Source organism: Secundilactobacillus yichangensis (assembly GCF_016861565.1).
GTDB lineage: Bacteria > Bacillota > Bacilli > Lactobacillales > Lactobacillaceae > Secundilactobacillus > Secundilactobacillus yichangensis.
In genome coordinates, this window is record NZ_BOLK01000001.1 from 75,060 (window position 1) to 95,529 (window position 20,470).

General features: G+C 46.1%; 11 protein-coding genes. 8 read left to right on the forward strand and 3 right to left on the reverse strand.

Annotated features, from left to right (window positions below):
• Window positions 1-133: 133 nt before the first annotated feature.
• The 8 genes from dnaG (at window position 134) to clpB (ending at window position 16,820) form a co-directional block, all read left to right on the forward strand.
• A complete protein-coding gene (dnaG, locus tag JUE95_RS00370) occupies window positions 134-1,999 on the forward strand; it encodes a DNA primase (protein ID WP_203648345.1) in 1,866 nt (621 codons plus the stop codon).
• A gap of 11 nt (window positions 2,000-2,010) precedes the next feature.
• Window positions 2,011-3,168: an RNA polymerase sigma factor RpoD gene (gene rpoD / locus JUE95_RS00375; RefSeq protein ID WP_203648346.1), complete on the forward strand. Its 1,158-nt coding sequence runs from the start codon at window positions 2,011-2,013 to the stop codon at window positions 3,166-3,168.
• 416 nt (window positions 3,169-3,584) lie between these two features.
• Window positions 3,585-8,648 (forward strand): KxYKxGKxW signal peptide domain-containing protein, encoded by a 5,064-nt coding sequence (locus JUE95_RS00380; RefSeq protein ID WP_203648347.1) that lies wholly within the window; start codon window positions 3,585-3,587, stop codon window positions 8,646-8,648.
• Window positions 8,649-8,818: 170 nt separating this feature from the next.
• Entirely contained in the window at window positions 8,819-9,523 is a 705-nt protein-coding gene (locus JUE95_RS00385; RefSeq protein ID WP_203648348.1) for a tRNA (adenine(22)-N(1))-methyltransferase, read from the forward strand.
• Window positions 9,513-10,625 carry a Nif3-like dinuclear metal center hexameric protein gene (locus tag JUE95_RS00390; RefSeq protein WP_203648350.1) on the forward strand — a complete coding sequence of 371 codons (1,113 nt, stop codon included), beginning with the start codon at window positions 9,513-9,515 and terminating at the stop codon, window positions 10,623-10,625. The genes JUE95_RS00385 and JUE95_RS00390 overlap by 11 nt, the downstream gene beginning before the upstream one ends.
• Before the next feature lie 14 nt (window positions 10,626-10,639).
• On the forward strand, window positions 10,640-11,878 hold the full coding sequence (gene pepT / locus JUE95_RS00395; RefSeq protein ID WP_203648351.1) for a peptidase T: 1,239 nt from the start codon (window positions 10,640-10,642) through the stop codon (window positions 11,876-11,878).
• A gap of 79 nt (window positions 11,879-11,957) precedes the next feature.
• Window positions 11,958-14,078, forward strand: coding sequence for a DNA topoisomerase (locus tag JUE95_RS00400; RefSeq protein WP_203648352.1), 2,121 nt, complete (start codon window positions 11,958-11,960; stop codon window positions 14,076-14,078).
• 111 nt (window positions 14,079-14,189) lie between these two features.
• Window positions 14,190-16,820, forward strand: a complete 2,631-nt coding sequence (gene clpB, locus JUE95_RS00405; protein ID WP_203648354.1) for an ATP-dependent chaperone ClpB — start codon at window positions 14,190-14,192, stop codon at window positions 16,818-16,820.
• Window positions 16,821-16,918: 98 nt separating this feature from the next.
• On the opposite strand, the gene JUE95_RS00410 is transcribed toward clpB, so the two are convergent.
• The 3 genes from JUE95_RS00410 to JUE95_RS00420 form a co-directional block, all read right to left on the reverse strand.
• The gene (locus JUE95_RS00410; protein ID WP_203648356.1) at window positions 16,919-18,295 is read right to left on the reverse strand and encodes an APC family permease; all 1,377 of its coding nucleotides are present in this window, start codon (window positions 18,293-18,295) and stop codon (window positions 16,919-16,921) included.
• Between the two features lie 14 nt (window positions 18,296-18,309).
• On the reverse strand, window positions 18,310-19,431 hold the full coding sequence (ald, locus tag JUE95_RS00415) for an alanine dehydrogenase (RefSeq protein WP_203648358.1): 1,122 nt from the start codon (window positions 19,429-19,431) through the stop codon (window positions 18,310-18,312).
• Window positions 19,432-20,231: 800 nt separating this feature from the next.
• The gene (locus JUE95_RS00420; protein ID WP_203648360.1) at window positions 20,232-20,429 is read right to left on the reverse strand and encodes a YjzD family protein; all 198 of its coding nucleotides are present in this window, start codon (window positions 20,427-20,429) and stop codon (window positions 20,232-20,234) included.
• Window positions 20,430-20,470 lie beyond the last annotated feature (41 nt).

Below are 20,470 nucleotides of genomic sequence, written 5' to 3' on the forward strand. Positions count from 1 at the left end.
ACACTTAACTTGATATGATATAACTACGTACGCGGTAGATTGCAAAAAAGAAAGATTGATAATGATTATGAATTCGTTTTGACAATTTATCCGCAGGTTATTACCGACGTTTTATAAGTGATTTGGTTGTTAAATGAAGGGGGTTGCGCCGTTGGCGAGAATACCCGAACAGGTAATTGAACAAGTCCGCGATGCAACTGATATCGTGGATTTTATTAGTCAATATGTCCAATTGCAGAAGCAAGGGAAGAACTTCTTTGGTCTGTGTCCATTTCATGAAGAACGGACACCTTCTTTTTCAGTCACTGAAGATAAGCAAATCTTTCACTGTTTCAGTTGCGGTCGAGGCGGTAACGTCTTCAAGTTTCTGATGGAGCTGGAAAATCTCAGCTTTCAAGAAGCAGTGGTTAAAGTTGCTGAATTTTCACACGTTTCGCTTGACGAGCAAATCGTTAACGCGGCAACCGGTGCCGGTCAGCATGGTGACCCGCAGTCACCGACTAATCAGCTGATTAAACTGCACCAGGACGCAACGAAGCTTTACACGCATATTTTAATGAACACGGAAATGGGTCAGCCAGCGTTAGATTATTTGCATAAACGCGGTTTGACCGATCAAACGATTTCGGATTACGGTCTGGGGTATGCTCCTAGCAAGCAACTGCTGAAGCCGTTCTTTGACACCCGTAAGATTGATTATCAGACGTTGCGGCATTCCGGTCTGTTCATTGAAAATCAGGATGGCGAATTACGTGACCGGTTTGTGGATCGGATCATGTATCCCATCCGCAACCAGTCAGGCCAGGAAATTGCCTTTTCTGGCCGGATGCTGAAGCAGCAGCCGGACCAGCCAAAGTATTTAAACAGTCCGGAAACCGAATTGTTTAATAAACGCAAAGTGCTGTTTAACTTTGACTTAGCGCGGGGAGCCGTGCGAAAGCAGGGCAACTTGATCCTGTTTGAAGGGTTCATGGATGTCATGTCAGCCCACCAGTCAGGTGTGGATAATGGCGTGGCTTCCATGGGAACCAGTTTGACGGAAGAACAGATCTACGCGATTCAGCGGATCACCAAGCAAGTTTACGTTTGTTATGACGGTGATACGCCAGGTCAAAAGGCGACGCAACGAGCGTTATCCATTTTACGTGATAATTCCAGTTTAACGTTAGGTGTCATTCAGATGCCTGAGGGAATGGATCCTGACGAATATCGTCAAAAGTACGGCGAAGCAAAACTTGCTAGTGCGTTGGAATCCGCCCGCGAAACGCCGGTAGCATTTGAGATGCGGTATTTGAAGACCCAGTACGATGTAAAAACGGATACTGGCAGGCTGCAATATCTCAATGAGATTCTCGCCATCTTGGCAACGGTGAAATCACCGGTTGAACAAGACGTTTATCTGACTCAGCTGGCTGATAGTTTTCAGCTGGAAAAGAGCAGTCTGCGCCAGCAATTGGCCATGGTAAAACCAGCTCAGAAAACACCTGAGCGGCAAGCCAGACCGGTCGCTAGTCCCGGGCAAAGCCAGCCGCAGACACAACAGCAGCAGGTAGTCAAACGTACGCCGGTAGAAAAAGCTGAACGAGCTTTGCTGTACCGGATGCTCCACGACCACGATGTGTGGCTGCGCGTGACCGGTATTCCGCAATTCAGTTTTGTTGACGATGATTACCAGCTGGTTTATACCTTGGCACAAGGGTACTTTGAGACCCACCAGAGTTATGCACCAGCGCAGTTTGTTGATTTTATTCACGATGATCATTTACAAAACCTGGTGATCGATATCGAATCAATGCAGTTAAATGAGTCAACTAGCGAGGGCGAGATTGATGATTATATTCAGTTGATCATGAATGTTGCACCGTTGACCAAACAGATTGGTGAAACAGAACAGGCTTTACAAGAAGCACGGCGGTTGGGTGACGATGACCGCGTGCGTCAACTTGTGATCGAGTACATTAAGCTACAACAACAAAAGCAGTCTCAAAAACAAGCTTAGGGGGCTTTCTAATGGCAAAAGAAACAAAGAAAAGCAGTAAGACGACAAGCAAGACGAGCAAAACGAGCAAGACGTTTGATCAAAAGGGTTACGACAAAGCCGTTAAAGACCTGGTAAAGGATTACAAGAAAAAGGGTCAAGTCACCTATGATGAACTGTCAGATAAAATTGCTTCACCATTTGGTTTAACCGCCAAGAAGATGGACGGTTTACTGGAAAAGGTTGAAGATGCTGGTATCAGTGTCGTTGACGAAAACGGTGATCCAGATTCACGTGCCGTTAAAGCTGCCAAGAAAGTCAGCGCCAGTGAATTAAAGGATACTTCTGCACCATCCGGCGTTAAGATCAACGATCCTGTCCGGATGTACCTGAAGGAAATCGGCCGGGTTAAGCTGTTAACGGCCGATGAAGAAGTTGCCTTAGCCTTACGGATCGAGCAAGGCGACGAAGAAGCTAAGCAAGAGTTGGCTGAAGCTAACCTGCGTTTGGTGGTTTCCATTGCTAAGCGTTACGTTGGCCGTGGCATGCAATTCTTGGATCTGATCCAAGAAGGAAACATGGGTCTGATGAAGGCCGTTGAGAAATTCGATTACCGTAAAGGATTCAAGTTCTCAACTTATGCCACTTGGTGGATTCGTCAAGCCATCACCCGTGCCATTGCTGACCAAGCCCGGACTATCCGGATCCCAGTTCACATGGTTGAAACCATCAACAAGTTGATCCGGATCCAACGTCAATTACTGCAAGACTTAGGGCGTGAACCTACGCCCGAAGAAATTGGTGCTGAAATGGATATGCCAACGGAAAAGGTTCGTGAGATCTTGAAGATCGCTCAAGAACCCGTTTCATTGGAAACCCCAATTGGTGAAGAGGATGACTCTCACTTAGGGGACTTCATTGAAGATGACGATGCCACTAGTCCAGCTGACCACGCTGCTTACGAACTGTTAAAAGAACAGCTTGAAAGCGTACTGGATACTTTAACTGACCGTGAGGAAAACGTGCTACGTCTGCGTTTCGGTTTGGATGACGGCCGGACCCGCACTTTGGAAGAAGTCGGTAAGGTCTTCGGTGTTACCCGTGAACGGATTCGTCAAATCGAAGCTAAAGCCTTACGCAAGCTTCGTCACCCATCACGTTCAAAGCAGTTGAAGGATTTCTTGGAATAGCCTGAATAAAAATTAAAGTTATACAAGCATTATAAAAAACACCTTAATCACGAGCTGTAGCTGACTCGATGATTAAGGTGTTTTTTATTTGAAGTGGTACGAAAAGTTCGATTTATTCAAGTAAATCTGTTTCTCATTTTTTTGTTATTTTTTAAAAAAGTAGGGACACCAAAATATGATTAATGTCCTTTACTTGTGAAAAAATTAACCTTACAATTAAGGAAAAGAAGGGGATAGTTATGGGAAACGGCATAAGAATCCGAAAAACTCACTATAAATAGTCGATATTAGGGTAAAAGCTCCCGCTGTTAGATTGAAATATTCGATAGTATGAAGCTAAATAATAAGAATAATTTTTAGATAATTTTAATGATGATAATAATTAGAATTGGTAATTAAACCTAGGGGGTAGCAAAATGGTAGGCAAGAATAATCACATTCGAACAGTTAAGTCTAATTTAAAAGAACATTATAAATCATATAAGGCTGGAAGACGTTGGGTATATGCTAGCCTTGCTAGTTTGGCTCTTGGTGCCGGCTTGTTATTGGGGAGTACAACAAGTTATGCTGATACAACAGCGGCTACTGCACAAGAACTAACTTCAGTAAAGACAAGCGATACAGCTGCAACGGCGGCTAATCAAAATAAAGGTACAGTATCGTTAAAAACAGGTACTGATTCAAATGCCAATGATCAGAGTAGCACTGCAAATACAAGTGATAGTGCAACAAGTAATACGAATAAAAACGCCACTGAAAGTGTAAAATCTACTGATACAACCTCCGCAAACGTTGGTGAAAAAGCTGAAAATTTGCCTGTAACTAAAAGTGATGTAAATACTAAAACAAGTGATTCTTCAACTACCGATGCAAGTACGCCAACTGACTCAGAAGCTCCGGCAAATACGACAGATGTAGCGTCAGCTGCAACAACTAAGACGTTAGTTGATCCAACGGATAAGCAATTGAGCGCTGCTAAGGCCACTGCGGAACAGGTTTACGCTGCTACTCATCAACCTCAGGAAATTCATGCAGTGGCGGATGCTTTGACAGCACCTTTAACGATTTCAGATTCTGCGATTGGTTATGGCACAAATGCCCAAAGCCCATTAACATTAACATTGACAACTAATGCTAAAGCCGGTGATGTTTATGTCATCAACATTCCAGCGGATACACCAGTGTATAAATTTGGGTCAGCGGATCCATTAGTTAGTCAAGCAGGGACCACTGTTGTAACTACTAATCCTGATAAATCGCACACTGTAACTGATACTTTTATTGCTGATTCGACTACTACCCAGTTAATTAAACTAAATTTAATTGGCAATGATAGCGGACAGCCGGAAGCTATGGAAGACGTAGGCAAAACGGTAACCAAAACGATTACTTGGTCAATTAAGCATGGTCAAGGAGAGGCTGTTGCCCAAACACCAATTACCTTTACCCAAACCATCAAACCGACAGTTAATTTAAGCACAGTTTCAATGCTTTATCCAAATGGGGGCGAAGTTGCACAAATTTTACCTAATAAGAATTATGTGTATAGTGTGAGCGTCAATGAGGCAGATGGTGTTAAGGATGATTCAAATTCCACTCCGCGTGTTAACAGTGCGGATAACTACGGTGGTTCAACTGTCACTATTCCTGTTCCAACAGGCTTTGTTCTCGATACTAATAGTACGAGTCAAATAAATGGGTTGACTGACGGTTCAACGATTACTCAACCGGGTGGAAAGGGAACAGATATTATCATTACAGTTCCCGCAAAGGCGGGGAATCAGAATTTCCAATACATTCAGCCATATAAACTAGTGGGTGCCTTCGAGGTTGCTCAGACGGATACTACCCAAACGTTGACCGCAAAAGGGAATATTACCTTTTCTCAAATTCTTAATGGCGATGGTGATAAACTTACGGATACCAGTAAGGCAGGGCCTTGGAGTGTTCAATTAATTGCCAATCAAGGTGGAACTGATGTTGGCCATAGTAACGCTGCATCAAATGCCGGAGGTAATTCTTCCACCTCACCAAACCAGTTAGTACTGGATACGGATCCTACCAACGATCCACAGTATTTAGCTAGTTTTGGTTTTGCTTATAATTCCGCAGCTAATTCCACGAATAATAAGTTTCAGATTACGATTCCCGATGGATTAGACGCAACGAGTATTCATGCACCCGCTTCAGTTGTTTCACCTACTGTTTATTTACCAGGTACTACCAGCTACACTTATACATTAACGCTTGATGATGGGACGACTAGAACCGGGACTGTTCAAGCTGGTGATAAAGTAACTTCTAATTCAGCAATTCGAACGGCTGTGTTTGAGCCGAACGAATTGGCTCCAGGTGCCAATACAGGTTATGACGCAAGTTTAGGTGTTGGTACGCCTTCTAGCTTTATTGTTTACGGTCATTTATCAAACACTTACGATAACGGGACACCTGTTAAAGTTGGGGATAAACTTGTCCCTACTATAAATAGTAGCTTCGATGCTAGTGGCAACCAGCTTAATAGTACTTCTTCAGTGACAGAAACTGTTGTGGAAGCTAAAACTGTCGTTCCAGCTTATTCATATCGGTATGCTCACTCGACTGATCCTGGAAATCCCAAGGCAGGATCATTAGATATTGCCACCATTGGTACTCGTGGCCAGACGACAAATGATCTTTACGAGCCAACTTTCTATTTTGTCCTTCCAAAGGCCACTACCATTGCCTCAATCAACAGTGAAGATTCTTATAATCCAGGTGGTCCAGCAACACTTGATCCAACTGGTGCTGCTTTAACTCAAGTAACTGGAGCAAAGATTTCTGAATTCAAGGCCGATAACGGTCAGACCGTTGTGAAAATTGACTATTCAGGGACTGGTACTACGGTTGATTTGGGACAGCCAACTGGTAAATATGGTGAAGTTGTACTTGCTAACAATCCGGATGCACTGCCTGGCACATATCCTTATTATATGTATGTTGTTTCACCAAAAACTAAAACAACGAACAGTACGCCTGCTACTAATTCATCATTTGTGGAGGGTAATCCTAATGCCGTCCTGTTGGATGGTGGTCAAGGTAACTGGAAGATTGTTACCGCAAGTTCCTTCTTTAACAGTTCATTAGCTAAAGGAAATTTGAATCCTGATGCGATTCTCAACGGTCAAAGTGGTACTAAAGGTGATCCAACACTGAACTTCTATGATTCGATTGTTTATACTTCCTTAGCAGACAATGCTAAGAACAGTAATGCTAGCGTGGCAATTAATCTACCAACGGTTGGCGATTCAAAGCATTCACAATATACATTCAAGCTATCCGGACCAATCAAAGTACCAGCTGATTACACAGTTGTTAATGGACAAGGCAACGCAATTAACCCAACGGTTCTGTATTCAACTCAGCTACAAGCTGTGAATGCTAGTGCTACGACGCCTGACACAGCAGGCTATGTTCCCGCAACTCAAGTTGATGACTGGTCGAAAGTTCGCTCGATCATTATCCAAATTAATGGGATTCAACCGAACACTTCTACCGGTAGGATTCAGATTAGCGGTACGACTGATAATTTTGCTGCACAAGCTAATAAAACGGGTTATTTGCAAACCATTTTCTATGGTAATGGTGCTCCAGCCAGCGTAAGTTCAAAGGATGCATCACTTAAGATTGTCGGCCAATCGACGGTTAAGGCACGATTCCATTATGTTAATGAAAGTGGCACTGATAAGTATATTGACCTTCCTGATTTGAACAAGACACTTACTGATGGCGCGGATACTTTTACTAATGATTATCCAACCCAGCTTTCTGGTTTTTCTACTACTGACCAAGGCTTGATTCCAGCTGGTTATAAGCTGGTTACTGATGATTCTGGTAAAGCAACACCAACTATTATTGATGGTACTGGTAATGGTACGGCACAATTTGGTCAAGTTAGCCAATCCTTCTATGACGGTGATTTCGTTCAGTATGAGTTGATTAGTAGTCAGGCAAGTCTCAAGGTTACTTACGTCGATACCGATAATAGCAATGCCGTCGTTGGTACACCAGAAACGATTACCGGTACGGAAGGCAGAACGGGGACATACACTGTTAAAGTACCAGCAAATTACGTCTTGGCTCCTGGCCAGGCTGCTACGGTATCATACACTTTGAAGACGGATGATTCGGATAATCTAACGATTAAACTGAAGCATCAGCACACTACGAAGTTGCCAGAGGGCTTTACTGGCACGACGTATCGGAAAATCATTTATACAGGTTTGACTGAAGGTAATCCAGCAACAGTTAGTCGGCCATTGACCTGGAAGACAGATACTGATCAAGTTACTGGTGTGACAACGTATACACCAATTGGTAACTACCCTGAAGTTACTTCGCCAACAGTACCAGGTTATGAACCAAATTACGCAAATGTGCCAGCAGGGACTGATCAAGTTACTACAACTATGCCTGTGGATAGCAGTGTGACTGTTACTTATTCGGCTAGTAATGCTGACCTGACGGTTACCTACGAAGACGCTGACAATGGTGATACGATTGTTGGTACACCAGAAACACTTACTGGAAAGACTGATGAAACAGGCAACTACAAAGTCGTAATTCCGCAGCATTATGTTTTAGCAGCGGGACAGGATGGTACGGTACCGTATACATTTAAAGCAGGTAATGATACCAGCGATAATCTGACAATTAAACTGGCACACAAGCTGGATCACACCACAACCATTTCAACTCGCACGACACACTATGTCGTTGATAATCCAGGCTACACTGGTTCTGTACCAGCGCCACAGGTTCAAACGATTACTTGGAAAGTCGTGACTGATGAAGTGACTGGCAATAGCGTTGCAACGCCACAAGGTGCTTATTATGAACAATCAGTACCGGATCTTACGGGCTACAAAGCCACTCCAGCTAAGGTTGACCAGCAAGCATTAGGCAGCGTGGTCGCACACGATGTCCCAATGTATAACGAAGACGTGGTGGTCACTTACACGCCAATCAAGCCGAATCAGCCGGATCAACCAAACCAGCCAAACCAGCCAAATCAACCAAATCAACCAGAACAACCAGAACAACCAACACAACCAACTGAACCGACTCAGCCAACGACTCCAAGCAATCCGGCTCCGGGCACAGCAGTCAACAAAACGACGACTCCTGGTAAGGGCATTTCAAAGACGACCAATCCAGGTACCGCAACTTCAAGAAATACTGCAAGTGGTAAGGGTTCACAGTCATCAGTTGGATCTGGTGCTGCTGGTACATCTGGCATCACTACAGCAACTCAAAATAGCTCATTAGTAGCTCAAAATGGGTCAGTTTCGCAAGATCAATCTAATTCTTCAGCTATTAATCAGCAGAAGTTACCGCAAACCAACGAACAAAGTCATTCAGAAGTTGGCTTAGGGCTTCTTGGACTATTAACCAGCATGTTAGGCCTAGTTGGTCTGAAACGGCGCAAACGCGATGATGAGTAATTAACTAAGCATTGCAAAATAAGAAGGGTGTCACAGTTATGAAAATTGACTGTGGCACCTTTGTTGTTGTCATTACTATTCCAGATTATAAAAAGCACCGATACCGGTTGTGCTGAGTTTAGGCTCTAGCCTATAATGGAACTACGAGATTGAAGAGGAGTGAACCACGTATGAACGGGACACATTTATCCAACCGCCTGCAAACCGTTGCCGACTTTGTTCGGCCGGGCGCACGCTTAGCGGACATCGGCTCAGATCACGCCTATCTGCCGGTGCATTTAGCTAAACAGGGCGTCATTAGTGCGGCAATTGCCGGCGAAGTTGTGAAGGGACCCTATCACAATGCGTTGACGGAAATTGAAAATGAACAGCTGACGGCAGTCATCACGGCCCGTTTAGCGGATGGCTTAGCGGCAATTCACCCAGACGACAACATTGATACCGTCACGATTGCCGGTATGGGCGGTACCTTGATCACCAATATTTTGGAAAGCGGTAAATCACATCTGGCCCACCATGAACGACTGATCTTACAGCCTAACGTAGGCGAGGATAACGTCCGGCGCTGGCTGCAGGATAACAGTTATGAAATTGTGGCTGAACGAATCCTGGCAGAAGACGGTCATATTTACGAAATTATCGTGGGTGATCCCACTGATACGCCTGTCACTTATACGGCTGCTGAACTTAAATTCGGTCCGTATCTGCTGCGGGAAAAGAGTCCCGTGCTCCAGCAGAAGTGGCGTCAGGAACAAGTCCGGCTGGATCAGGTGATTGCCACTATGAAACAAGCGAAAAATGCCCCGCAGCAAAAAATTGCTGCCTTTAAACAGGAACGCGATCAAATTCAGGAGGTCGTTTTAGATGAAAGTTAAAACCTTAATTGAGCGGTTTGAACAGTTTGCACCGAAGTCAATTGCCGAACCGAAAGATCCAGTCGGTTTGCAGTTGGGTTCATTGGATGCTGATTGTCACAAGGTACTGGTTACCTTGGATGTGCGGCCAGAAGTGGTGGACGAAGCAGTGTCCGTTGGCGCTGATTTAATTTTTGCCCACCATCCCATGATGTTTCATCCGGCGCGTAATTTAGACTTAGCAGATCCGCAAAACCAGATGTATGCCACGTTGCTGCAGCACCACATTACGGTGTACGCGGCTCACACGAATTTAGACAGTGCGGATGGCGGCATGAATGATTGGTTGGCAGAGGCGTTAGGGTTATCGAATACCGTTGGCATGGTTGACGGTGTTCGTGAAGCTAACTATTTGTTGACAGTCCACGTACAGCCGGTTTACGCCGACGCAGTGCGCTTAGCGATGGTTGGTGCCGGTGCCGGTGATATGGCCCGGTATTCTGGTGCCAGCTATGAATGGAACGGCACCACCTGGTTTACGCCAATGCAGGGAGCTGACCCAGAGTTAGGCCCCGTGGGCGAACGGAACAGTACCGATGAACTGGCGATTCAGATGCGGGTACCGAATGCCAAATTACAAGCCGTTGTACAAGCTGTTAACGAAGTGTATCCAGGCGGCCACCCAGCCTTGGAGCTAACCAGGTTAGATCATGAGGGTCATCAATTCAGCATGGGCCGGATCGGTGACCTGCCCGAAACCATGACGGTGCGGGAATTTGCAGCGCACTGCAAGCAGGTCTTTAACGTAGCTGGTTTGCGGGTAGTTGCTGACGATCTGGACAAGTCCGTACAACGCATCGCGGTGCTTGGCGGTGACGGCGGTAAATTCTTTAAGATTGCCCAGAAAAAGGGTGCTGACGCATACGTTACCGGCGATGTGTATTACCATACCGGCCATGACATGATTGCGGCACACTTCCCAGTGATCGATCCCGGCCACCACATTGAAAGCATCTGTAAGCCCCATTTAACTGAACTGTTCAAACAATGGGACAAGGAAAACCAGTGGCAGATTGAAATCGTGCCATCAAAGCTGAATACCGATCCGTTTACGTTTATTTGAAAGGGTGACCGAGCATGCAATACGAAAACTTGATTCCGCGCTTTTTGAAATATGTGGCCGTTGAAACCCGTTCTGATGAGGACAGTACCACGGTACCGTCCACGCAAAGCCAAGTTGATTTCTTAAAAACTTTGGCGGCTGAGCTGACGGAAATTGGCCTGACTGACGTTCACGTGAGCGCGCCCAGCGGGTACGTTTTTGCCACCTTACCCAGCAACCTGGAAGCGCAGGTACCCACCATTGGGTTTATTTCCCACGTGGATACCGCGGACTTTAACGGCAAGAATATCAAACCGCAGATCGTGGAAAACTACGATGGCCATTCCGTGATCTCACTGGATTCAGCTGGTAAATATACGCTGGATCCCAAGGTGTTTCCGAACCTCTTAAATTATGCCGGGCAAACGCTGATCACCACCGATGGTTCAACGCTACTGGGATCAGATGATAAGTCCGGGGTGGCAGAAATTATGACCGCCATGGAGTATCTAACGGCTTATCCAGAAATCAAACACGGCACCATCAAGGTGGGCCTGGGGCCAGACGAAGAAATCGGGACTGGTGCTGACCATTTTGACGTCAAGGACTTCGGGGCTGACTTTGCCTACACCGTTGACGGCGGCCCATTAGGCCAGCTGGAGTACGAAACTTTTAACGCGGCGGATGGACGGGTGCACATTACCGGTACCAACGTTCACCCCGGTTCGGCCAAGGACACCATGATCAATGCTAACCAGTTAGCCATTGATTTTCATAACGCCTTACCGGAACACGACCGGCCGGAAAAAACGACTGGCAGAGAAGGGTTCTTCCACCTCTATAAAATTAGCGGTGACGTTGATACTGCTGATCTGGGGTACATTATCCGTGACCATGACCGGCAGCGGTTTGAAGACCGCAAGCAGCTGTTTGCGGGGATTGCGGATCGAATGAATGCGAAATACGGCACCGGGACGGTACAAGTTACCCTTAAAGACCAGTACTACAACATGCGTGAGATTATCGAAAAAGATATGAGCGTGGTGGAACTGGCCAAGCAGGCGATGATCGAACTAGGGATTAAACCGGATATCGCGCCAGTACGGGGCGGTACGGACGGTTCAAAGATTTCGTTTTTAGGGCTGCCGACACCGAATATTTTTGCTGGCGGTGAGAACATGCACGGCCGGTTTGAATTCGTATCGGAGCAGACCATGGCAAAAGCCACGGACGTCATTTTAAAGATGATTAGCTTAAACGCAAAAGAAGCATAGAACAGTCAAAAAGAGCTTTAACAGTTAAACCGGCTGCTAAAACTCTTTTAAATTATGGTTATTGAAGGGGAGCAAGGTCATGTGTAAGTACGCCATTTTATGTGAAAAGGCCAGTGCGGCCAAAAACTTTGCCAGTGCCTTGGGCGGTACCAGCGGCGAGTTTGAGGGTCACACTTACCGAATCGTTCATTCCCACGGGCACCTGATGGAATTTGTTGACCCTAAGGATCAGGTGCCAGCGGACAAGGCGGCGCAGTACCGTTCCTGGAAGATCGAACATTTGCCTTGGCAAATTAATGATTTTAGTTGGGAAAAACAGCCCATCATGGCAAAAAATCCGCGGACGGGACGTAAAAAGTCCACTAAGTCTGATTTAGCCGAAATTAAAAAGTCGGTGGCTGACTGTGATTCACTGGTGATTGCCACCGATGTGGATCCCTCAGGAGAAGGTGAACTGCTGGCCTGGGAGATTATTAATGCTATCAAGTGGCAAAAACCAGTGAAGCGGCTGTATTTTGCGGATGAAGAAGCCCGTTCGATTCAAAGCGGTTTTCGTGAGATTAAGCCAATCACTAGCCAAATGCAGGATGGGGATTACTTAAAATCGGATGCTCGCAGTAAGTGGGACTTCCTGTCCATGCAGTTGACCCGGATCGCCACTACGGTGAGTAAACAAGCCGGTTATCCAGTGCGGGTGGTGCGCGAAGGCCGGCTGAAATCTTTGATGGTGCGCCACGTGTACGAGCAGTTAATGGCGATCAAAAACTACAAGCGCAAACCGTTTTACGAGGTGAAGTTCCAAGATAGCGCGGAACACGTTTTCGCCCGGCATTTTAAAGACGAAGAGGAAGCAGCTAAGTGGCGCCATGAGAAGCAAGCAGATGCCAAACAGGAGCTGGAACAGTACCATGAAAGTGAAATTACCAACGTCAAGACGGTCCGGCGCCACTCGGCACCACCGAAGTTACTGGATCTCTCAAACTTGGCGTCCATTCTGGCGCCTAAGGGTTACAGTGCCAAGGAAGTGCTGAGTACTTATCAAAAAATGTATGAGGCTAAAATTGTCAGTTATCCGCGGACGGATGATTCCAAGATTTCAATGGCGCAGTTTTACCAATTACTGCCACTGGTGCCCAAGATTGCGGCCGTGGTCGACGTGGATCAAAAGTTGCTGACTCACCGTAAGCCGCGGTTCACGCACGTTACCAACGGCAGTGTCGATCACGGGGCTAACCGTCCCGGTGAAAAGGTGCCAAGCTCGTTGGGAAGTTTAGCAAAGTACGGCAAGTCCGGGCCTGCCATTTACTCGGTGGTGGCCAAGAACTACCTGGCTATGCTGGGGGAAGACTATGAGTTTGATCACACCACAGCGGAACTGAAGGACTACCCCGCTTTTAAGACGGCCTTTAACGTTCCGGTTGCTCTGAACTACAAGTTGATTTTCGACAGTTCCCGGCAAATCAGCGATACGGATGAAGCGGGAGAAGCGACTAAGAAGCAGTTAGGACAAACCGCGTCACCGTTCATTTTTGAAGGCGCTAATAAGAAACCTGTGAAGCCGACCATGAAGTGGCTGATGAACTATCTGCAGCACCATAATATTGGAACTGGTGCGACCCGGGTATCGACCTTATCGCAGATCACCGCCGGAACCACGGCACTGATGAAGGAGCGGCGAGGAACGCTGTCCATGACTAATACGGGAACGATTTCCGCCATTCTCACGGAAGGGACGATCATCAGCAGTACCAATGCGACCAAGCGGTTAATGAGTTTGATGGATGAAGTCGGTGCGTTTAAATTAGCACCAGCCGAACTGCTGACTACCGCCACTCAAACGGTGACCCATGATTTGCCAATCATGGTGGCCAACGCCGATAAGCTGAAGACTAATTTAGGTGATCCGGAAAAGCTGGTCAAGCACTACCCTAAGAAAGCTAAAACTGGCGGTCAAACCGCTAGTGGCAAGGAAGTTAACTTTAATCAGGTCTGGGGCGGCCACCACTTTTCGGAGCAGGAAGTGGCCGAATTACTAGCCGGTAAGGACATTGCTTTTCAGATTAAAACCAAGCGCGGCAAAGATTTGGCGGTGCATGGCAAACTGGCGCAGCAGACATACCGCGGCCACAAATTCTGGGGCTTCAAGCCGGCGGATGACGTCTTTAAAAAACGGCCGAAAAGTCGGCGGAAAGCCCGTTAAAATACTTTGGTCAAAAAAGGTCAAATTGTTTTTGTTTTCCTGAATACCTATGCTAAAATGAATCAAGTAATGAATGACTCAGTAAAATAAGCAAAGGATGATGATCGTTTAATGAATCCAGACATTTTAACGCAATCAGTGACTGATGCGATTGCGGAAGCCCAACAGATTGCCGTTAATCGCAAACAGCAATCGATCGGCGTCTCACACCTGTTTAAATTTTTAATTCAGCCTGGACAACTGGACCGACAAATTTTCAGTGAACTCGGCTTAAATATGGACAAGCTGAACGCTGAATTAGATCACGAAATTGATCAAATCAGTGAAGTTGAAGGCGACAACGTCACTTACGGCCAAAACTTATCACCAGACCTTTACCGCTTATTACAAAAGGCTGATGAAGTCCGAAAAGATTTGGGTGATGACTATATCGCCAGTGATACCTTAATTATTGCAGTTATCCAAATGAGCGGCAGTCGTTTCGGTGACTACCTGAACCAGCAGGGACTGACACTGCAGCAGGTCAAAAACAAAGTTACTGAAATTCGTGGAGGTGAAAAGATCACGTCAAAAAACCAAGAAGAGGGCTTTCAAGCCTTAGATAAATACGGTACTGATTTAGTAAAAGCCATGCGCAGCGGCAAACGGGACCTGATTATCGGCCGAGACGAGGAAATTTTGACGGTTACCCGGATCCTCTCACGGAAAACGAAGAACAACCCCGTTTTGATCGGTGAACCCGGAGTCGGTAAAACCGCAATCGTGGAAGGTTTGGCACAGCGGATCGCCCGTGGTGATGTGCCGGAGAACCTGAAGAATAAGTCGATTTTTTCTCTGGACATGGGTTCTTTGATTGCCGGAGCCAAGTACCGTGGCGAATTCGAAGAGCGGCTGAAAGCTGTTTTAAATGAAGTTAAGAAGTCTAACGGCGACATTATCATGTTCATTGATGAAATTCATAACATCGTGGGTGCCGGGAAGTCTGAAGGCAGCATGGATGCCGGTAACTTATTGAAACCGATGCTGGCCCGCGGCGAGCTGCATTTGATTGGTGCCACTACTACGGATGAATACCGTAAGTACATGGAAAAAGACCGGGCGCTTGAACGCCGGTTCCAAAAGGTGCCGGTAGCCGAACCCTCAGTGGATGATACCATCACTATTTTACGGGGCTTACGTGAACGATACGAAATCCACCATGGCGTGCGGATTCACGATAACGCGTTAGTGGCCGCGGCCAAATTATCGGACCGGTATATCACTGACCGTTATTTGCCAGATAAGGCCCTAGACCTAGTTGATGAAGCCTCAGCATCGATTCGGGTTGCTATGAACTCGGCACCAACTGAATTAGATCAGGCCCGCCGGCAGCAAATGCGCCTGCAAGTGGAAGAAGCAGCGTTGAAGCAGGAAACTGACGAAGCTTCGCAGCAACGGTTAAAAGAAGTGCAGAAGAGTTTAGCGGATGTTAAGGAAACGGTCAGCGGCCTAAACGCCCGCTGGGAAGATGAAAAGCAGTCACTGGCTGCGTTAAGCAAGAAGAAGACCGAGCTGGATAAAGCCAACCGGGATCTGCACGATGCTGAAGCCCAGTATGATTTGGATAAGGCGGCGGTATTGCAGCATGGGACCATTCCCCAATTGAAAAAGGAACTGGCCGAAATGGAACACAAGGATCATTCCGGGGACTGGCTGGTTGAAGAATCGGTTACGGAAAAGGAAATTGCGGCAGTCGTTGCCAAAATGACCGGGATTCCCGTGAACCGGCTGGTGGCTTCTGAACGGGAGAAACTGCTGCACCTGGCGGACAATTTGCATCAACGGGTGATTGGTCAAAACGAGGCGGTTGAGGCCGTTTCAGACGCCGTTTTACGGTCACGTGCTGGACTTCAAGACCCAAGCAAGCCACTGGGTTCATTCCTATTTTTGGGACCAACTGGGGTGGGTAAAACCGAGCTGGCGAAAGCCTTAGCAGAAAATCTGTTTGACTCGGAGAACGAAATGATTCGAATCGACATGTCAGAATACATGGAGAAGGAATCGGTTTCCCGGTTAGTGGGGGCAGCTCCCGGCTACATTGGCTACGAAGAAGGTGGGCAGCTCACCGAAGCGGTTCGGCGGCACCCGTATTCCATCGTGTTATTTGATGAAATTGAGAAGGCCCATCCGGATGTCTTTAACATCTTATTGCAAGTCTTAGATGACGGCCGTCTAACGGATAGTCAAGGGCGGACGGTCAACTTTAAGAACACTCTGCTGATTATGACGTCTAACTTAGGGTCAGACATCTTACTGGATGGTACGGATGATCAGGGGCACATTTCAGACGATGCCAAAAAGCAGGTGGCCAGTCTGCTGCAGCGGTCATTTAAGCCGGAATTCTTAAACCGGATTGATGACACGATCATGTTCAAACCGCTGACGATGGCAGACGTTGAGCAGATTGTCGGGAAGCTAATCGACCGGCTTGCCAACCGACTAGCTGAGCAGCAGATTAAGCTGACGATTACGCCAGAGGCTACCAATTGGCTTGCTAAACGGGGTTACTTACCAGCCTATGGTGCCCGGCCATTGCAGAGAACCATTACTAGCCTGGTAGAGACACCGCTAGCTAAACTACTGATTGGCGGCAAAGTTACGGCTCAAAGTACCGTTGAATTGACCTTAAACAGTGACGGTAACGGGATTACGTTTAAGACCAGTTCCAAGGCTGATCAGCCCGTTGATCCAACTGAAAAGTAAACGACATCAAATAAAATGGCGCTGCTTTTTTAAGCAGCACCATTTTTTGTATAAAACGATAATGATTAATGAGTGAGAACCCCAAAATTGAAAATGCACTAATTCTCCTGTAATGCGTCAATGTGGCGAACCGAATAACTACCGTAAAGAATAAAACCAATCACCAACCAGCCAAAGTAAATCAGCCAAGCGTTAAGCGCAATATTAGCTAGCAAGAAAATGCAGACCAGCACCGAAAGGATCGGTATGGTATAGCCAAACGGAATTTTAAATGGTCGGTTTAGATCCGGCTGTTGGCGACGAAGAACAATGACGATTAATGAAATCAAGGCAAACACGGTAAGCGACCCGACGTTAGCGATGATCGCTAAGTTGCGGATATCCATGAGTCCCGCAAGAATCGCGGCCATTAGTCCGTTCAGCCACAAAGCGGTATTGGGACTATGACTTTTCTGATTCCTTTGAGCCCATGACTTAGGCAGGAAACCACCGCGCCCCATTGCCATGGTGATGTTTGACCCCGCGTAAACGAATGCGTAGACAACGGCCATAATTCCAAGTACGGCACCAGCCGAGACAAATTGAGCGGCAAGCGTATGTCCCTTAGCTAATAACACAAAGGACATGGACTCTGGCACGTTGAGTTCCTTGTAGCTGACGACCCCCGTCATGATAAGACTCACCATAATGTACAGCGTTGTCGATACAATCAGTGAAATAATGATTGCCCGCGGTAAATTTTTCTTCACGTTCTTGGCGTCTTCAGCAGAAGTTGCTAGAGCATCAAAGCCGAGGTAGGTGAAGAACACGGTTGAAGCACCCGTGAAAATACCGGTTGGACCGTATGGCATGAACGGATGCCAGTTAGCGGCACGAACGTTAAAGACGGCGACTGAAATAAAGAGAATGATGATCGCCAGTTTGATCAGTACTAAGGTGTTATTGATCCATTTACTTTCGCTGGTCCCCTTAGTGAGGATGAAGGTGATGAGCACGATCATGATCACCGCTGGCAGATTGATCATTCCGCCTGCGAAAGGGGAAGCCAGCAGATTGCTTGGCATATCGATGCCAATTTCTCTAAGAAACGAGTTAAGGTACCCGGTCCAGCCGTTGGCCACCGTGGCAGTGGTTGTGATATAGACACCAATCAATGTCCAGCCAGCAAAGAAGGCACCAAGTTGACCAATCGAGACCCAAGCGTAAACGTAAGCGCTTCCAGAATTTGGCATGCTCGTTGTTAATTCTGAATAACAAAGACCGATTAAACCGCTAGCCAATGCCGCAATGAGAAATGAGAAGATGACGGCGGGACCAGCGTCTGTGGATGCTACGATCCCAGTCAAAACGAGGATCCCAGTTCCAATAATCGCACCAATTCCGAGAATTGAAAGATCAAACAGGCTCAGTGTTCGCTCTTCTTCACTTTTACTGGCGTTTTTTAACACCAAGTTAATGTCAATTTTATTTCCCATAAGGGCTCACAACCTTATCTGCCAGTGGAAACTGCAGGTTGGTATTCCGTGTATGGCAGTTTGAGACTGTCCGCCACTGCTTTAGAGGCAATGGTGCCATCGATGGTATTAATACCAGTGTAGATGGTGGAATTATCAGCCGCAGCCTGTGCAATCCCCTTGTTGGCAATTTCAACCGCGTAGGCAACAGTTGCGCTGGTCAGGGCATCTGTTGACGTCTTTGGAACAGCGCCAGGGATGTTAGCAACAGTATAGTGAACCACGCCGTGAGAAATGTAGATTGGATCATCGTGGGTGGTAGCGTGAGTACTGGTTTCAAAGATACCGCCTTGGTCAATTGGCACGTCGACGATTACTGAGCCATCTTCCATGCTATCAACCATTTCTTCAGTAACCAGTTTGGGAGCCGTTGCACCAGGAATCAGTACGGCACCGATGACTAAGTCGGATTCCTTAACTGATTGCGCGATGTTGTGGGCGTTTGAGATCAAAGTTTGAATCTTGCCAGAGAAGATATCGTCTACTTGAGCCAGCCGCTGCGCGTTGATATCCAGAATCGTAACGTTAGCGCCAACTCCCACGGCAATTTTAGCAGCGTTGAAGCCAACGGTCCCCGCACCGATGATCGTGATTTTACCACGATGAACGCCAGTCACGCCGCCAAGTAAAACACCTTTACCAGAATGCGGTTCCTCTAAGAAGTGGGCACCGACTTGTACGGACATCCGTCCCGCAATCTCACTCATTGGGAAGAGCAGCGGTAAACCGCCACCGCGGCCAACCATAGTTTCGTAAGCGACCCCAGTTACACCAGCTTTAAGAAGTGCGTCTGTGAGTTCACGATCCGCGGCAAGGTGCAGATAAGTGTAGATGATCATGCCCTTTTTGAAGTAGTGGTACTCAGGCGGTAATGGTTCCTTTACTTTAATGATCATTTCACTGTCCCAAGCTTCATCAGCAGTACCCAGAGTGGCACCAAGGGCAGTGTAAGCACTGTCGGGGTAGCCAGAACCAATACCGGCACCAGTTTCAACAATCACTTCATGACCTGCGTGGACTAAATTAGCTACCGTGCTAGGAGTTGCACCAACACGTTCTTCTTGATCTTTTATTTCCTTAGGAACACCAATTTTCATGATTATTCATACTCCTTTCAAGCCTAGGTTCTCAACTCGAGGTTATGGTAGCACGAGCCTTGCTCACTTATCAAACCATAAGAATTATGATTTTAAGGTTATGAGAATGATAACGAGATGAAGCAGAGAAATGGCTTATAAAAATTTTAAAATGATTTTCTAGCTAAGTGTTGTTGAGATAACGGCCAGGAGTAGTTAAGTTATATTTATTTAGCTTTAAATCAGCTAAAAAATATTTCACAAATACTTTAAAACGGCTGATGGAAGGACAATATTTAGAACATCATCAGCGGTGTTTACGGTTCACAAACTATTAAGTGAATGGTCAAGAGGCCGGTAAAATCACAAAGAATCGTTTGCTGGTGATTATAAAAGCGTTAAAAAATTTTTTAAAAGTCTGAAAATAGCTTGTGATAAAGTGATTAAGAATACGATGATTGCCAAGATAATAGTTTGATGGCAATTCTAATGTATGCATTAATCTATTGATAAATTAGAAAAATCCCCATATATCAGCCAGATTAGTCGCTAAAAAATATGATTCAGGACTGTAAAACATCATTCACAGGGGATGAACTCATTTTATTTTAATGATTATTGTCTTTTTATTTTTGATCAATTGCTTAAATATAAAAGTGTTTTCAATCGGAATCATCTGGCTAAATAAAAGGTGGCAAGCAATAATAGCGGGTGGTTCGGAAACGAGGTTGTTACAAAGCAAAAAAGCAGCATGACAATCTGAGCAAATTGTCATGCTGCTTTTGCTGAATTTAGGATCATCCCTAAATCTTCAATTATAATTATTTTCTCGCTTTTGTATCTGAATTGGCAACTAATTTGACGCCATTGGTGAAGATCAATGCAGCGATGGTTGCTACTACCCCGATTTCAGCCGGGACGTAGGTCATGACTTCCAATTGACCACCAATGTAACCAATGACTTCACCAAAAATGATTGCCCAAAAAATAACAACCAAGTTTGCTTCTAATGCTTTCATTGTAGACACCTCGCAATCAAAGCAAATTTTAGCATATGTTC

Excerpts from the sequence above, each read along its gene's own strand:
- JUE95_RS00410 (WP_203648356.1), bottom strand. The coding sequence starts at position 18,295 with ATGGGAAATAAAATTGACATTAACTTGGTGTTAAAAAACGCCAGTAAA.
- clpB (WP_203648354.1), top strand. The coding sequence starts at position 14,190 with ATGAATCCAGACATTTTAACGCAATCAGTGACTGATGCGATTGCGGAA.
- pepT (WP_203648351.1), top strand. The coding sequence starts at position 10,640 with ATGCAATACGAAAACTTGATTCCGCGCTTTTTGAAATATGTGGCCGTT.
- JUE95_RS00390 (WP_203648350.1), top strand. The coding sequence starts at position 9,513 with ATGAAAGTTAAAACCTTAATTGAGCGGTTTGAACAGTTTGCACCGAAG.
- JUE95_RS00380 (WP_203648347.1), top strand. The coding sequence starts at position 3,585 with ATGGTAGGCAAGAATAATCACATTCGAACAGTTAAGTCTAATTTAAAA.
- JUE95_RS00420 (WP_203648360.1), bottom strand. The coding sequence starts at position 20,429 with ATGAAAGCATTAGAAGCAAACTTGGTTGTTATTTTTTGGGCAATCATT.
- dnaG (WP_203648345.1), top strand. The coding sequence starts at position 134 with ATGAAGGGGGTTGCGCCGTTGGCGAGAATACCCGAACAGGTAATTGAA.
- rpoD (WP_203648346.1), top strand. The coding sequence starts at position 2,011 with ATGGCAAAAGAAACAAAGAAAAGCAGTAAGACGACAAGCAAGACGAGC.
- JUE95_RS00385 (WP_203648348.1), top strand. The coding sequence starts at position 8,819 with ATGAACGGGACACATTTATCCAACCGCCTGCAAACCGTTGCCGACTTT.
- ald (WP_203648358.1), bottom strand. The coding sequence starts at position 19,431 with ATGAAAATTGGTGTTCCTAAGGAAATAAAAGATCAAGAAGAACGTGTT.
- JUE95_RS00400 (WP_203648352.1), top strand. The coding sequence starts at position 11,958 with ATGTGTAAGTACGCCATTTTATGTGAAAAGGCCAGTGCGGCCAAAAAC.